At 49.4% G+C, this 15,472-nt stretch carries 12 protein-coding genes; 1 reads left to right on the top strand and 11 read right to left on the bottom strand.

From position 1 onward, the window contains the following. Nucleotides 1-75 precede the first annotated feature (75 nt). From EKM99_RS08055 to EKM99_RS08020, 8 genes are all read right to left on the bottom strand, one after another. Entirely contained in the window at nucleotides 76-795 is a 720-nt protein-coding gene (locus tag EKM99_RS08055; protein WP_125582622.1) for a WxL domain-containing protein, read from the bottom strand. 36 nt (nucleotides 796-831) lie between these two features. After that, entirely contained in the window at nucleotides 832-1,530 is a 699-nt protein-coding gene (locus EKM99_RS08050; protein ID WP_125582620.1) for a WxL domain-containing protein, read from the bottom strand. Nucleotides 1,531-1,550: 20 nt separating this feature from the next. Further along, a complete protein-coding gene (locus tag EKM99_RS08045; protein ID WP_125582618.1) occupies nucleotides 1,551-1,964 on the bottom strand; it encodes an LPXTG cell wall anchor domain-containing protein in 414 nt (137 codons plus the stop codon). Nucleotides 1,965-2,363: 399 nt separating this feature from the next. Continuing rightward, complete coding sequence (locus EKM99_RS08040) at nucleotides 2,364-2,993, bottom strand: WxL domain-containing protein (RefSeq protein WP_125582616.1); 630 nt, start codon at nucleotides 2,991-2,993, stop codon at nucleotides 2,364-2,366. Between the two features lie 539 nt (nucleotides 2,994-3,532). Next, the gene (locus EKM99_RS08035; protein WP_125582614.1) at nucleotides 3,533-4,243 is read right to left on the bottom strand and encodes a class A sortase; all 711 of its coding nucleotides are present in this window, start codon (nucleotides 4,241-4,243) and stop codon (nucleotides 3,533-3,535) included. A 528-nt stretch (nucleotides 4,244-4,771) separates the two neighbouring features. Next, nucleotides 4,772-5,023, bottom strand: a complete 252-nt coding sequence (locus EKM99_RS08030; protein WP_125582612.1) for a type B 50S ribosomal protein L31 — start codon at nucleotides 5,021-5,023, stop codon at nucleotides 4,772-4,774. Nucleotides 5,024-5,124: 101 nt separating this feature from the next. After that, nucleotides 5,125-6,411: a UDP-N-acetylglucosamine 1-carboxyvinyltransferase gene (locus EKM99_RS08025; protein WP_125582610.1), complete on the bottom strand. Its 1,287-nt coding sequence runs from the start codon at nucleotides 6,409-6,411 to the stop codon at nucleotides 5,125-5,127. Nucleotides 6,412-6,530: 119 nt separating this feature from the next. After that, nucleotides 6,531-7,073: a TetR/AcrR family transcriptional regulator gene (locus EKM99_RS08020; RefSeq protein WP_125582608.1), complete on the bottom strand. Its 543-nt coding sequence runs from the start codon at nucleotides 7,071-7,073 to the stop codon at nucleotides 6,531-6,533. 314 nt (nucleotides 7,074-7,387) lie between these two features. On the opposite strand from EKM99_RS08020, the gene EKM99_RS08015 reads away from it, so the two are divergent. Beyond that, a complete protein-coding gene (locus EKM99_RS08015) occupies nucleotides 7,388-9,718 on the top strand; it encodes an ABC transporter ATP-binding protein/permease (protein WP_125582606.1) in 2,331 nt (776 codons plus the stop codon). A gap of 714 nt (nucleotides 9,719-10,432) precedes the next feature. Here EKM99_RS08015 and EKM99_RS08010 read toward each other — a convergent pair. The 3 genes from EKM99_RS08010 to EKM99_RS08000 all read right to left on the bottom strand — a co-directional run bounded on the left by EKM99_RS08010 (nucleotide 10,433) and on the right by EKM99_RS08000 (nucleotide 15,430). After that, nucleotides 10,433-12,580 (bottom strand): L-type lectin family protein, encoded by a 2,148-nt coding sequence (locus EKM99_RS08010; RefSeq protein WP_225419819.1) that lies wholly within the window; start codon nucleotides 12,578-12,580, stop codon nucleotides 10,433-10,435. A 237-nt stretch (nucleotides 12,581-12,817) separates the two neighbouring features. Next, nucleotides 12,818-13,009 (bottom strand): hypothetical protein, encoded by a 192-nt coding sequence (locus EKM99_RS08005; protein WP_125582604.1) that lies wholly within the window; start codon nucleotides 13,007-13,009, stop codon nucleotides 12,818-12,820. An 813-nt stretch (nucleotides 13,010-13,822) separates the two neighbouring features. Next, nucleotides 13,823-15,430 (bottom strand): CTP synthase, encoded by a 1,608-nt coding sequence (locus EKM99_RS08000; protein WP_125582602.1) that lies wholly within the window; start codon nucleotides 15,428-15,430, stop codon nucleotides 13,823-13,825. Nucleotides 15,431-15,472 lie beyond the last annotated feature (42 nt).

The raw sequence follows: 15,472 nt of genomic DNA, 5'->3' as shown, positions 1-15,472 counted from the left end.
AAAACTCAGCTTTATGTTCTCATTGTAACAAAGAATGCGGTAGCTGTCGCCACCGCATTCGCATTCTTAACATTTTTAATGTAGTGAATCTGTGAGGGTCCAAGTCAGCACACCCGTATAGGTTTGCGTTTCGGAGACCTGGCTCCCATTTACTAATAATTTTGTTGGTTCAGTCGTGTCATAGTTCAAACGATAGATCCACGTGCCTAGCCCAGTCCCGGCGTCAGCTTGGCCCACCTTCGCCATTTCTCCCAAGGGCAATCTCGTTGTGCTGGAAGTCGTGACGTGCGGGTACTTGCTGACGGTGGCACCAGACGCTAGAAACTTGGTTACACCCATCTCGATTGAGGCATTGTCGCCATAAATCTTGCTGGAATCCGATTGGCCCGTCAACACACTTGGTGTCAACATGAGCTGCCAACCATCACCCGTGTAACGCCGATCACTAATCTGAACAAACGCCCGATTATTCGTAGCCGTGGCGGTAATGATACCGTCCGCATAACTATTTTCATCAAACACCAGGTTAGAGGCATAATCGATGGTCAAATCCCCGGTCGACCCCGTCCCCTTGTTATTCGGGTCCAGATTGTCGCCTGGGAATTCGCCGCCAGATCCATCTGGATCCTTTGGACTGACCGGCTTCGAGGTGTCACCACCTACTAAAGTCACTTTAGCAGTTGTCGTTTCATTACCAGTGGAGGTCGTAGAACTAGCCTTAGCGGTTGCTGGTACGCCCACGGCAATGGTGCCGAGGACCAGCGAAGCCACTAATAACGTTGTTAATCTAGTCACTGCGCAGCCCTCCTTTACATGCTAGACTGCTTGTGGTTATTTAGTTTCAGGAGTGTTAGTTAACGTCCAAGTTAAGGTTGACGTGTATGAACCTTTGGCGTTACCAGCTGGAACATGTAATGAAGCGGCATTGTAAGTGTTCGCCCATGTCCCAACACCATTCCCGGATTCAGCATGGAAAATGTTCTGGTTGGCAGTACCCTCAGTATTGAATTGAACCGTATCAGCCTTATTACTTAGATCCGAGATATCTTGAACAGCAGCATTGGCAGTGGCACCATCTGACGAAGCTAAGACGGCATTGCTAAAGGTGAAGTTACCACCCGTAATTTGTGCAGATGCGCCACTTGCAGTTGAGTCATCATTAGCCATGGCAGTGTTCTTTACTTGCACATTCCAACCACTAGCGGTCCCAGGGTCAACAACCGTAACAGCACCAGCAGCAGCACTTGTATCAGCAGAATTAGCGCCCTTTTCAAAGGTCCCAGCCAAATCTAGAGCGTTTGTCCCATCTAAAGTACCACCAGCGAATGTAACATCAGGAGCTGACGTCAAAGCTAACTTACCAGCAACGTTACCACCATCGCCACTACCCTTTGAATCCAAGGTTACCTTGGCAGTAGTAGTTTGTGATCCTACACCACTAGTTGCATCAGCGTTAGCAGTAATAGTCGTAAAGCCCAAGCCGGCAACCAATGCAGCAGAAGCTAATAATTGTAAAGTTTTCTTAGTCATAATGAAAATCTCCCTCAACTTTAATTTTGTTGTTTTCTTCTCTTTAGTAAAATCCCAATCCAGACCAGCAGTAACATGATGATTCCTGCCATGGTCCCAAAGCCGAACCACGCTTCGGAAGTTTGTGGTAATCGACCTGTAATCCCTTTGGCACTTGTTCCCTGACTATTCGTCGGGCTAACGGTCGCCCCTTGACCACCGTTAGTGTTCGTTGTGGGTGACGGTGAAGTCTTCGATGAACTTGAGTTATTCACCTTATCACCAGTAATGCCATCGCCATCGCCGCCGTTCAAGTTCGTACTCGACGACGTTGGCTTGGTAAGAACCACCGAATAGTGTGATTGCTGAACATCGTCCGCACGAGCCGTAGTTGGGAGTCCCCAACCGACGATCAGCAGGCTCAGCACCAGCAAACCTAGATCTCGTAATCGCATCGCTGTCCCATCCTCACGTCCTTGTTCCTGACAACTATTTCAACACTTACCTAAATAGCAACTCTAATTGAAGCTTTCTGATGAATTCATCTTATTACATAACTTATACTAGCACCTATTTGGTGTTTTGTCCACAATTAATCATCTGTGGTAACAAATGTTTTTATAAGCATTATTATCAGGGGTGTATAAACAATTCTATATTTATCTTAACGTCCGAGTAAATGCCGTTGTACTAGTATATACACAGTATCTATTACGTCTAACCAGTTTGTAATCTATGTTTCAATTCCTTACAGTCATTTAATTCATGTGGACCTGTTATTACTAATTTACACCTGTGACATAAATTATGAGATAAAAAAAGTGGCCTTGGCCACTTTTTTTCGTTATTTATTATTAAGCTGGCGTATTAGCTAAAGTCCAAGTAAGGTTCTGACTGTAGTCACCCTTAACTGCTTGTGAAGGGATCGTCAGAGTTGGCTTCGTTGTGTCACTGTTCAAACCAGCACTCCAGATACCAATACCTTGGTGAGCAGCCGCAGTCATGATATTTTGCGACTCTGTATTACCAGTATTAATTGTAGTGGAACTCGTCAATGCTGTAGTTGCATTAGTGTCGTCTGTAGTTTTCTCAACACTAGCAGTCCCATCAAGTGTGTAGCTACCACCGGTCAAGGTATTGCCTTCGGCGTTAGTCATGGGCTCACTCTTCAGTTGAACCGTCCAACCAGTAGCAGAATCAATACCAGGGTTAGTAACTGTTAAATCGCTATCCATACTCTTAAGTGCAGCAGAGGTAGCAGCACCAGTTAACGCAGTGGAATCAAACACGATGTTTGGTACTGCAGTCAGCTTAATACCACCAAGTCCGGCAGTGTCATCGTTGGTCAATGATACTTGTGCAGTGGTATTTCCAGTAACATCATCAGAATTTGCAGCAGCCGCGTTGGCAGTCGTCGTTGAAACTAAACCTAAACCAGCAAATGCAGCAGCAACAGCAACGAAACCTAAAGTCTTCTTAAACATATTTATTATCCCCTTTAAGCCTTTTTGGCTAAAAATCTTTCTGTCAACTATGGCTGATCGTCCAACAACCTCGCGGGATTACCCTAGTTAATCGTGCCCCCAACGTTTGGTGTTTTCTCTGTATCAACCTTACAAGAATATAGTACCTCATTTTCTCTTCTTTGTCCACTCTTAATTATCTGTGGGGAGAATGACTCTTTGGGAAACCCTTTCAGCCCCAACATATACATTTACACTATAAACGCAATTACAATTAAAAGGCGATAACATCAACGTTCATAGGCACTTTTATTTTCAGGTACAGTTAGTGCTTTAAGGCCACTATCCTCAAATTAGCACAGCTTTTGCATTTGTTTTATAGGGTGTGTGAACATTTTCACTTTTAGTATCTCGTATGTACTATGTGCCGCAACCCCTTATCACTACTGAGTTTGTTGACCATTGCTGCTCTAGTACTGTTTATTTAAAAATTTTTTGAAAAAAATTAAAAAAATTCGGCATTTTCTGCTTTTTGGACAGAAAATGTCGAATTCTTACGTTTATTTGTTGTTGAAGCCACCGTGGAAGCCCTTTTGCACGGAAACAGGCGCGTTCTTATACGCCATCTGCTTCACGTATTTCCCCCGGATCATCAGTCTGTTCGCACCGGTCGCGTCACAAGTGATAAGTGTGACCAACTTTTGCTTGGTCTGAGCCACCACCCCAACGTCCGTTGCCGGAATGAATTTCCGGACGCTCACCTTGTAGACGAACACCGTCTTGGCATTGGTCAGGTAAATCATCTGGCCAACCCGAGTCTTCCAGTACAGCGGGCTGAATAGAATCGTTTGTGAAGACATGTGGTGACCAGCCAATGGATAATTGCCTTGGCCCATCTTTTGGTCCGGCCGCATGGTCCCCGCCGTGAGCGCTAAGACCTCATTGCTGACCCCCTTCGCAATCGGCAAATGAATCTTCGACTGTGGCATCAAAATTTCACCAACCACGTGAATGTCCGCCGTATTCCAGCGCGCATTGGCAACAGTGGAGAAGTCCAGCGACTTGACCTTGCTGAAGTCGTAGGAGGCCTTCTTCTTCTCATTACTCTTGACGGCCTTGCGTGTCACCTTAGGTTGATAAGAAGAAATCAACCAGTTTTTAATTTGTTCGTTAAATATTAAGCCCAACGAAATGACAATTAGGAGGACAAACAGCGTACTCCACAACCATCGCCAACGACGTTTCGGCTGCTGTTTCTTTTTGTCTGCCATATTTCTTACTCCAATCCCCAAGTAATTCGATCTCTACGACTCTGAATTTTACCCTTTTTACTGACAAAAACAAAGTCTCCGACTCGTGGCGGTCAGAAAACTTACAAATTTGTTTGTGGATTGCACTGAGGGGTCGGAGGTTGTAGCTGGGTAGTGCTTAGACGGCCTGAGTGCTGTTTTTAGGTGCTTAGCTGGTGCTGGTGGAACTTGGTCTCTCGTTGCACCACAGAACGTTGTGTCGGCTGATTTTAGCGAATCTAACGGGGCCTAGCGCTGGTTGGGCTTAGCTTGCTTTAAACCGTTAATCTTTCTCTCGCCATTAAATCCCAAGTCTGGCAGCCTCCGAAATGTGCTCCGCGAGCCAGGTCCCTGCGCTTAACCCAGCTAAGAAAATAACCCAAGCCCGGGGTTATTCACTTAGCTACGTTAATGCTCAGGACCTAAGCGGCTCGCTCCACACTCTTACACAAAAAAACCGGCACCGGGCCAAAGCCCCGTAACCGGTAAGACAAATCATAAATTTTATAATTAGTCGTTGGATAAACCGTACTTCTTGTTGAAACGGTCCACAGCACCATCGGCCTGAGTAAACTTTTGCTTACCAGTGTAGAATGGGTGGGAATCAGAAGTAATTTCGACACGGATCAATGGGTAGGTGTTGCCGTCTTCCCATTCAACAGTTTCGTCGGAATTTGCAGTTGAGCCAGACAAGAACTGGAAACCAGTACTTGAGTCTTGGAACACAACTTCGCGGTAATCTGGATGAATTCCTTGCTTCATAATGTATTACGCTCCTTTGCCCTGATTCATTGACTGAATCAGAGATTGATTTTAATCGTCAACCGTTGAATTATAACATGAAAACACCCTAGCGGCAATGGCTAATCTTGGCCATTTTCAACTAAACTGTCATCAACGATCTCGACGTCGGCGTTTAAAGCCGTTAATTTCGCTACAATTCGGTCATAGCCGCGCAAAATATTATCCGCCTGACTAATCTCCGTGTCGCCTTCCGCCATCAACCCCGCAATCACCAGTGAGGCGCCGGCCCGGATTTCTCCCGCCTGAACCTCGCCACCAATCAAGTCATCACTGGGATCGACCACGATGGTGCCCTCTTCAGAACGAATGTGGGCGCCCATCTTACGCAATTCCGCGATATGCTTGATCCGTTTGGGATAAATGGTATCGATCACAACACTACTGCCGTCCGCCTTAAATAACAGCGGCGTCAACGGCTGTTGCAGGTCGGTCGCAAACCCTGGGAACGGCATTGTCTTGACCTGAATCGGCTTCAAGTCATCGGCCCGGGGCACGTAAATGCTGTCTTCGTTGATTTCCAACGGGACGCCCATTTCAATCATCTTCGCCGTGAAGGCTTCCAAATGTTCTGGAATCACGTTCTTCACAACTACGCCATCCCCCACAGCCGCAGCCATGGACAGGTAGGTCCCGGCTTCGATTCTGTCGGGAATAATCGTGTGCGTGTTCATCGCCCGCAACGTTGGGACCCCTTCGATCCGAATGACGTCGGTCCCCGCTCCACGGACGTGTGCGCCCATGTTGTTCAGGAACGTGGCAATATCAATGATTTCGGGTTCCTTGGCGGCATTTTCAATCACCGTTGTGCCCACGGCCTTCACCGCAGCCAAAATAGAATTGATGGTCGCGCCCACGGACACCATATCCAAGAAAATCCGTGCGCCGTGTAAGCCTTCTGGCCCGGTCGTAATCCGCACCGTGCCATCGTGCTCATCGACCGACGCACCCAGCGCCTTGAACGCCTTAATGTGCTGATCAATGGGCCGGGGCCCGATGTTGTCGCCGCCAGGGAAGCTCAGCGTGGCCCGTTGGAACCGCCCCAACAAGGACCCCATAAAATAGTACGACGCCCGCAAGCTCTTGATGGCCTTGCTAGGGAGCGGTGCTTCAACAATTTCCGTCGGGTCAATGGTGAGGACCCCATCTTCAAACGTGGAGTGCACGTTCATCGATTTCAAAATTAACATTAGTTTATGCACATCAAGGATATCCGGTACCATATCGAAACGAACCGGTGTATCAGCCAAAATCGCTGCCGGAATCAATGCTACTGTGCTATTTTTAGCGCCGCCGATGGTCACTTCTCCAGAAAGTGGTCGGCCGCCGTGAATAATCATTTTCTTCATTGTGATGTGTTCCTCACTTAATTTATCTTCCATTGTAATTCCATACAGTCAGATACCATGATAAATAATACCGAGCAAAAAGACAACTGTTTCCCGGCATTTCGGGCAAAATGTAATATTTACGCCCCACAAATCTCATCATGGAGCGCCATTAGGTTACTGGGTAGGATGTTATCCATAATAATTTTGGTTAATTGCTGCGGGGTCTCGGGCATGCCGTCCTTGACCCACTTCTTCAGGATACTTTGCAAACCAGCACTGATGTAGGCCTCTTGGTAGCCATCAAGGACCGGTGGTTCCGGGCCGTTCTGCCGCATCAATTCTTGCATCCGCTTCAGGAGCTTGGTTTTACCCTCCATGAAGACCAGGTTACTGAGTTTCTTGTCCGCATAAAAGGCCGTTAACAGGTGTTCCAGGGCCTGAGCCGGCGTTCCCTCTTCTAAGGGGTGTAACGCCGCCACAAAGTCCTTTTCAATGCACGCGACGCAATCATAAATATCGGTGTAGTACCGATAAAATGTCGTCCGATTCACGTCAGCCTGCGCACAGACCTCCGTCACCGAAATGGCGTTGATCGGCTTGCTTTCCAGTAATCCCAGCACCGTATCTTGAATCGTCTGCTGGGTATACTGCGCCCGCCGATTATTTTTCACACCAGCCATAAATCTTCACTCCTATAATAACCAGCAAATTGTTGGCTGCCTCACTAGCCGCCTCGCCGCAATTCAAGGGAGACATTACGTGCCGACCGCACTAGTTTTATGGTATGGTAAAAACCAGCTCATTCGCTGTCATTGCTATCAATGCGACACTTTCATAAACTTTGTTGTTTTAACGACAAATCCGCCAACATTGACGGTTGTCAGGAGAACAATTTGCTTTATGATATAAGACACGGTGTTGCATTAATGTTCATTTTATCAGAAAAGTGCCGTTAGCAACAGCCGAAAACCAAAAATGGAAGGATTAATTTACAATGCTGGAACTAAAACATATCAAGAAATATTATTACGTGGGCGATTCTGTCACCAAAGCCCTCGATGATGTTTCCGTTGCGTTCCGTTCACAGGAGTTCGTCGCCATCCTGGGCCCTAGTGGTTCTGGGAAGACGACCATGCTGAACGGGATTGGCGGCCTGGACATCTACGATTCTGGTGACCTGGCAATCGAAGGCAAGTCGACCAAGGACTTCTCTGAAGCCGATTGGGACGCCTACCGCAACAATTCCGTCGGATTCATTTTCCAAAGCTACAACATCATCAGTCACCTGAGCATCCTCGATAACGTGGAAATGGGGATGACGTTGAGTGGGGTCAGCACCGCTGAAAAGAAAGAAAAGGCGCTGAAGGCCCTCGACCGCGTCGGCTTGTCCGAACACATCAACAAGCGGCCCAACCAACTGTCCGGTGGGCAACTGCAACGGGTCGCCATTGCGCGGGCCATTGCCAACGAACCCGAAATTCTCCTGTGTGACGAACCAACCGGGGCCCTAGATACCGAGACCAGTGAAGAAATCATGCAACTGATCAAGGAACTTTCCGCTGAACGTTTGGTCATCATGGTGACGCATAACCCCGACCTAGCACGGCAATACGCTGACCGAATCATCGAGTTCGCTGACGGGAAGATTCAAAATGATTCTAACCCTTACACCGAACACAGCGATGCCCAACAATTTGAACTGAAGAAGACCCGGATGACCTTCTGGACGGCCTTGAAACTGTCCTTTAACAACATTCGGACCAAGAAGGGGCGGACCGCGTTGACCGCCTTTGCTTCCAGTATCGGGATCATTGGGATTGCCGTGGTTCTGGCCCTCTCCAACGGTTTCCAGGCCCAGATCAACAAGACGCAGTCCAACACGCTGGCCCAGTTCCCCGTGACCATTTCGCAAACGGCCACGAGTACGACCGCCCAGTCCAATGACTCGGTCAAGGCCAACAACAAGAAATCCGTCACGGCCAAGGTCAGCCAACAGGACAAGGCGACCCACACCAATAAGCTTACCAAGAGTTACTTAAACTATGTTAAAAATCTGGATCCTAAGTTGAGCAAGAACGTCACCTATACCTACTCAACCGGGATGAACCTGCTACGTCAGGTGAACGGCAAGACCAAGACGGTCTCCTTCTCTAACGTCGATAGCAGTAGTTCCAGCGGCTCCAGTGCCATGCAGTCAGCCATGAGCGCTTCTACCGGGGTCGGCGGTTCCGTTTACCCTAGCGCGAATGACGGCGGTACGAGCTTCCTGAAGAAGCACTACAAGTTGGTCTCCGGGAGCTATCCTAAGAACGCCAACGACGTCATCTTGATTGTCGACCGTGACGGTTCCACCAACATCAACGCGTTGAAGAACCTCGGTTTCACGGCAAAGAACAACCAGTCATTTAGCTATAGCAAAATCGTTGGCACCAAGATTAAAGTCGTCAACAACAACGATTACTACCAAAGCCTGCCTACTGGCAATTACGTGCCCAACAAGGCTAGCAATTCCCTGTACAACAACAGTAACAACACGACTTTGAAGGTTGCGGGAATCGTGAAGGTCAAGGCCAAAGCTTCCGAAAACGTCTTGGCTTCTGGGATTGCTTACAGTGATAAGTTGACCCAAAACATTATTCAAAAGAACAAGAATTCTAAGATTGTTAAGGCCCAGAAGAAGGCCAGCGACAACGTCATGACTGGTCAAAGCGTTGACAGCACGACCAAGAAGTCTTTGGTCAGCTACCTCGGTGGTTCAACCACGCCAGCTAGCATCTTGATCTACCCGAACACCTTTAAGAACAAGGACAAGGTGTTGACGTACTTGGACAAGTACAACAAGGGTAAGAGCAAGGCGGACAAGGTCATTTACACCGATATGGCCGGAACCGTTTCTAGCTTGACCGGTGGCTTGATGGATGCCATCACCTACGTACTGGTTGCGTTTGCCGGGATTTCACTGGTTACCAGTATGATCATGATCGCCATCATCACCTACACCTCCGTCCTGGAACGGACCAAGGAAATTGGGATTCTGAAGGCTTTAGGTGCCCGGAAGAAAGATATCACCCGAGTCTTCGATGCTGAAACGTTCATCTTAGGTGTCGGTTCTGGTGCGCTGGGTGTTCTGATTGCCTGGTTATTGACATTCCCGATCAACATTTTGTTGAAGAGCATTACCGACCTGAGCAACGTCGCCCACCTCAACCCCGTTCACGGCATCGTGCTGATCATCATCAGTACCGTCTTGACCATGTTAGGTGGTCACATCCCAGCCCGGATGGCGGCTAAGAAGGACGCGGCTACGGCCTTACGTTCCGAATAGTTTCTTTTGCACCATGGTTATTTATGGTTACTGACGAAGGAGTCGTGCTCTGCGCGGCTCCTTTTTCGTGTTCCTTAGCTTGCTGACGAGGCGTGTCGGCACTGGCACACCTGCGGCTTCCAGGGAGCTCCGCCTGCTATGGGGTCGGTTCCAGCCAAAGAACGGGCTTCCACCTCGACTTGAAGCCACGAAGTACGCGTGTCTCCAAGGTCGTCCCACGGGGTAGGCCGGGAAAATACCCCGACCAACGCCGTCGACACAGCTGGCTCCGTCCCTGGCTTCCTCCGGTGTCACATTGCTGGTCACCTTGACACTGGCTCAGAAATCCAAAGAACACAAATAAGACGCAGACAACTACCGATAGCCGATAGTTGCCTGCGTCTTTGTTATTTACGTGGTTAACACGAGCACAGCGATAGACATTCCACGATGCACAGACCATGTAGCGAGTGCCACGCGGGGATGCAACCAGCCTAGTCTGGACACCCTGCCACAATGTCAGCCGCAGGGATGGTGAAAATGAGCCAAGCCGTGGGAATTCCCTTAGTGACGGTCTGTGTCGCTTAGGGAATTGATATCTTTGAGACTCGGTCCGGGAGGCTCAAAGTAAGTCCGGAGACCGCCCTTTGGCTCCGGACGCTCGCCCACAGCGCTCCGGTCTCATTTTTCACCATCCCGGAGGCGCTGCAATGTCGCAGGTGAACAGCCCCCAACCTAACCTGCTGCGTTGCTGAGAACCCAGGTCACTGTGCCTTGGTACTCGCCAATTAAAGCGCTACTGCTGGTTTTTAGCATGATGCCCGAGCTATCTGACCAGCCCGCCACAACATCCGTGGTTTCGCTGGACTCGGTGTTGGTTCCGCTGGCAATGGTTTGCGCTTCGTTCAGCGAACTCTGATTGCCATTCTGGTCCACCCAAACAACCTCACCAGCCAGTTCCGTGCCGGTTGTTTGATCACTGAACTTACTTGCCTGGGCCGTTACTGCCCAGTCCGTACCGGTTCCCATGCCGTTGGTCACCGATAAGTCCCAGTCCGCATTCCGCTTCAAGATCATCGATGTTCCGTTCAGCTGCGTCGTTTCAAAGGAACTTTCCGGACTGACCTTGTTAAACGCCAGCTTGCCCGTCACCGTCACGGTTGCTGTCACCGTATTGGAGCGGTTGCCCCGGTCATCCGTCACGTAGAGGCTCACGGTATTGTTACCGGTGACCAATTTATCGGCCGGAATCGTCAGGTTGAAGGCTCCCTTAGCGGTGGAATCACTACTGGTCCCATTTAATGTGAAATCATCAATCGTCTGACCGTTGTCCAAGCTTGCGTGGACCGTGACGTTATCGTTGCTGACCACTTCGTTGCCTGCCAGCGTGGCCAAGCCAGTCACCGTCGCAGACGCCCCCTGATCCACGGTAGTATTAGCCGCCGAGGTCCGCTGTAGCGTCCAGTTCCGTGCTGGGTAAATCGTATAGCTCGGCGTCGTCACCGAACTGACTTCATTGGTCCCGTTGAAGGAACTCGACGCACTGGCCACGCTGGTGTTGCTGGTAACCGCGTCGGCTTTCCCGTTCAACGTAATCGTGGCACTCTTATTGGACGACGACAGATTCTTACTCAGCGTGTGGGCGATTGGGTTCGTCCCCAATTCATCGGCACTCACCGTTTCCGTCGTCCCGTCCGCGTAGGTAATCGTTCCCGACGTAAACGTCACGCCATCCGGTGTTGGGATCTTGGTCGCAATGTTTTGCCACGACTGATTGCCGCTGTCATACTTTAAATTATACGTGTAGGTTAACTCATCATTGCCATTCACCGTTCCACCATCGGTGACTTCCTTGTTGGCTGTCGTGTCTGTGACGGTGACCCCTGATGAGGCGTTCACTAGCCCCGGAATGTGTTCAAAGGCCACGACGTTATTGGCATAGAGACTACCGGTCGTCCCGGTGAATCCCCAGTAGACCTGCTTCGTGCTGTCCGTCGCGTTGATGCCCAATTTGGTGAGATCAACCGACACCGTTTGGGAAGTCCCGGTGGTTGCCAGCCCGGTCTTAGGATCCTTGTCGTTCAACGTGTAGGTCATACTTCCCGTGTCACTGGTGACACCACCAGTGGTGGTTGGCGCAGTCCATTTCAATGTGAGGTGGTGCCACGCGCCATCAGAAAGGGTCGTTTGAAATGCTCCCTGATGCTTCAGGTAGTAGAAATAAAGATTCCCACTACTTTGCGTCCCATTTCGTTGGTAACTTCCGGCATCCCCGGGGTAGTTGGATGCCACGTGCTGTAAATCTTCATACTGGTAGCTATAATCCAGACCATCATTGTCCGCACCCGCTCGGCTCGAGTTGATTTGCTCGTCAAATTCAAGCGCCCAGCTCTTCTGGATTCCCAGTCCAGCAATCGTAGAAGCAGTTGTAGCGGTATTGGTGTAGTCAACACCCCACACGCCTAGCGCTTGGCCCGCTGGCTTGCTGGCGCTGGGGAAGGTGGTAAAGCCGGTACTGCTGGAGTTTTGCATGACAAACGACATGCCTTGGCCCGAATTTTTCGCGCCATTTTTACCAAAGTACAGCCACATATCAAAGTAGCCATCCTTGCTCAAGTCAAATTTGTTATCGCTGGTGGCCCAAGCCGACCCGTTCGTATTGGCGGTATTGTCCGTGACCTGAAGGCCGTGATTGCCTGCGACCAGACTCGCTGTGTTCGTTGCGTTGGGGATGGTGCTGGTCGTGTTGAACAGGCCATCAATCGCAAAACTACTCGGCAAGTCCGCAGTTACAGCGCTGTCACTCGCTTGAGCGACGCCGCTGAGACCAAACAATCCTAGAATCATACCGACACCACTCAACCACAACCATCGCTTCTTCACGTCGCAGCCCTCCTCGCATTAAAAAGTTGCTTGACTTAATCTATCGCGCATTCATCCTATAGTAGCAACTAGGATATCATGAAAGATGGTTCACGTCCACAAATATGTTTATAATAAATGAAAGTAGGGCGTCGCGAACTGTGTGTTATCAAGGGATTAGGCCGCTTTCTGCGATTGGATTGGCGGGTGGTTAGTTGAGACTGTTGTGAAAAGACTGACATTTTCTGTCGTAGATGATTATGATTGTTGCCTGGTCACCTCATCTATTAGCCACTCAAGAGCCGTCCGGGTGACAAATTTTGCTTCATCAGGTGACTCCTGGGTCCTCGTGACCCGACTGTCGTATTTTTCTCTTAGCTCTATAATATCCTGTTGCGTCAGTTTTCGACTTGGATGCGTCATTTGTTCAAAATCAAATTGAAAAGTCATAGAAACTCGCTCCTCTCAATCAATTTAAATTTTCAAAGTACTTTGCTTGGGTGAGTATAGCACGCTGATTACTCAATAATGTTGTTTTTTCGTTAGAGATGAAAATCAGGCACATTGATTAACTGAATTTATTAAAAGATTAGGAACTTGTCAACACGACTAATACTTGTAATTGATAATCAAATATTCTTGTTGGATAATCACTTCACGTTTGAAAAGTTTCAACAATTGTTTGGGACTCATTTGGCCAGGACTGGCTTAATGCGTTAATCTTTCTCTCGCCCTTATATCCTGGTCCTGGCGGCTTCCGAAACGTGTTCTGCAGGGCAACTGGTTCCGCTTAACACCGTAACGGCAACGACCCAGAACCCGGGTCATCACCGTTACGCCGTTAATGCTCGCCAGCTGACCGCCCTGCGCCACACTCTTTTCCGAAACGTGCTACACAGGGCAGGTCCCTGCGCTTAGCAAAAAGAGGAGCCCCAGTCGATTTGGTCTTTGTTGATCCCACTGACTTAGTGCGTTAATCTTTCTCTCGCCCTCATATCCCGATCCTGGCGGCCTCTGAAACGTGCTACACAGGGCAGGTCCCTGCGCTTAAAAAGCCCCAGAACTCCTGCCCGGCATTAGTTCTTTGTTGGGCCTACTGGCCTAGTTCGTTAATCTTTCTCTCGCCCTCATATCCTGGTCCTGGCGGCCTCTGAAACGTGCTACATGAGCCAGACTCCTCCGCTTAGAAAAATAAAGACGTCCCAGCCCGGCTTCGCCGAACTGAAACGTCTTTATTCCTCTAATGCTCAGAGTCTAACCGGCTCATTCCGCACTCTCTTTACTAGCCGCCGCAATAAAGTCTCTAAACAACCCTTCAGGCCGTTCTGGACGCGACAGGAATTCTGGGTGGTATTGTGCTGCCACGAAGAACTTCTTTTTTGGTAATTCAATGACTTCTACCAAGTGATCGTCAGGTGATGTTCCTGAGAATACCAAGCCCTTTGCCGCCATTTCTTCACGGTATTGGTTGTTGAACTCGTACCGGTGACGGTGGCGTTCCTCGACCATTGGTTGGTTGTCGTAGGCCGCTGCTGCGACACTACCCGGCTTCAACTTGCATGGGTACAGACCCAGCCGTTGCGTGCCACCCATTTCGTGGACGTCCGCTTGGTCTGCCATCAAGTCAATGATTTTGTGGGTCGTGCTTGGGTCCATTTCAGTTGAGTTGGCATCCTTGTAGCCCAGAATATCGCGGGCAAATTCAATGCTGGCCACTTGCATCCCCAGGCAAATCCCCAGGAATGGCACGTCTTGTTCCCGTGCGTATTTGATAGACGTGACCATGCCTTCAATTCCCCGGTCACCGAAGCCACCAGGAACGATGATGCCGTCCGCGTCGCCCAACATATCAGCAACGTTGTCTTCCGTAATCTCCTCGGCGTCAATCATCTTCAAGTCGATGTTGGCGTCAACCGGGTAACCGGCGTGTTGTAAAGCTTCGTCCACGGAAATGTACGCGTCATGCAACGCCACGTACTTCCCAACCAAGGCAATCTTGATGGTCCGCGTCAGGTTTTGCATGTGGTCCACCATCGCTGCCCACTTGGTCATGTCGGCCTTAGGTGCGTCCACTTGGAAATGGTCCAGGACAATTTGGTCTAACCCTTGGTCCTGTAACCGCAGTGGAATCGAGTAAATTGTGGAAACGTCCATGGATTCGATAACGGATGAAGGCTTCACGTCACAGAACAAGGCAATCTTCCGCCGCATCTCGTCGGTGATTGGTGCCTCGGTCCGTACGACCAAAATGTTGGGTTGAATCCCGATGCTCCGAAGCTCACGCACAGAGTGTTGCGTCGGCTTGGTCTTCATTTCGTGGGCCGCGTGCAAGGTTGGGACCAACGTGGTATGAATGTAGACCACGTTCTCGTCGCCAACTTCGGCCTTCATTTGGCGAATAGCTTCCAAGAAAGGTTGGGATTCAATGTCCCCAACGGTCCCACCAATTTCAGTAATCACAAAGTCTGCGCCCAGCGTCTTGCCGGCCCGCATAATTTTTTCTTTGATCATTCCCGTAATGTGCGGAATAACCTGAACCGTCGCGCCGAGGTAATCCCCGCGCCGTTCTTTTTCCAAAACTTCTGAATAAATCTTACCAGTCGTGACGTTGGAATATTTGTTTAAGTTGTTGTCAATGAAACGTTCGTAATGGCCTAAGTCCAAATCTGTTTCGGTCCCATCGTCGGTAACGAAGACTTCCCCGTGTTGGTAGGGGTTCATCGTGCCGGGATCCACGTTGATGTACGGATCGAATTTCTGAATGGTCACGTTCAAGCCACGGTTCTTTAACAACCGTCCTAGGGAAGCGGCCACAATCCCCTTACCTAGTGATGAAACCACGCCGCCAGTCACAAAAATATATTTGGTCATGTGCAAACTCCTCGTAAGATTATTTAGGGTCGGAAAACTATA

This window comes from Levilactobacillus cerevisiae, assembly GCF_003946245.1.
GTDB classification, from domain to species: Bacteria; Bacillota; Bacilli; order Lactobacillales; family Lactobacillaceae; genus Levilactobacillus; species Levilactobacillus cerevisiae.
Note: the sequence above shows the minus strand (reverse complement) of the source record. Positions and strands in the feature narration are given on the sequence as shown.

What these genes read in the sequence shown, in the direction of transcription:
- EKM99_RS08020 (WP_125582608.1), bottom strand. Translation starts at nt 7,073, where the DNA reads ATGGCTGGTGTGAAAAATAATCGGCGGGCGCAGTATACCCAGCAGACG.
- EKM99_RS08040 (WP_125582616.1), bottom strand. Translation starts at nt 2,993, where the DNA reads ATGTTTAAGAAGACTTTAGGTTTCGTTGCTGTTGCTGCTGCATTTGCT.
- EKM99_RS08045 (WP_125582618.1), bottom strand. Translation starts at nt 1,964, where the DNA reads ATGCGATTACGAGATCTAGGTTTGCTGGTGCTGAGCCTGCTGATCGTC.
- EKM99_RS08050 (WP_125582620.1), bottom strand. Translation starts at nt 1,530, where the DNA reads ATGACTAAGAAAACTTTACAATTATTAGCTTCTGCTGCATTGGTTGCC.
- EKM99_RS08005 (WP_125582604.1), bottom strand. Translation starts at nt 13,009, where the DNA reads ATGACTTTTCAATTTGATTTTGAACAAATGACGCATCCAAGTCGAAAA.
- EKM99_RS08030 (WP_125582612.1), bottom strand. Translation starts at nt 5,023, where the DNA reads ATGAAGCAAGGAATTCATCCAGATTACCGCGAAGTTGTGTTCCAAGAC.
- EKM99_RS08015 (WP_125582606.1), top strand. Translation starts at nt 7,388, where the DNA reads ATGCTGGAACTAAAACATATCAAGAAATATTATTACGTGGGCGATTCT.
- EKM99_RS08000 (WP_125582602.1), bottom strand. Translation starts at nt 15,430, where the DNA reads ATGACCAAATATATTTTTGTGACTGGCGGCGTGGTTTCATCACTAGGT.
- EKM99_RS08025 (WP_125582610.1), bottom strand. Translation starts at nt 6,411, where the DNA reads ATGAAGAAAATGATTATTCACGGCGGCCGACCACTTTCTGGAGAAGTG.
- EKM99_RS08035 (WP_125582614.1), bottom strand. Translation starts at nt 4,243, where the DNA reads ATGGCAGACAAAAAGAAACAGCAGCCGAAACGTCGTTGGCGATGGTTG.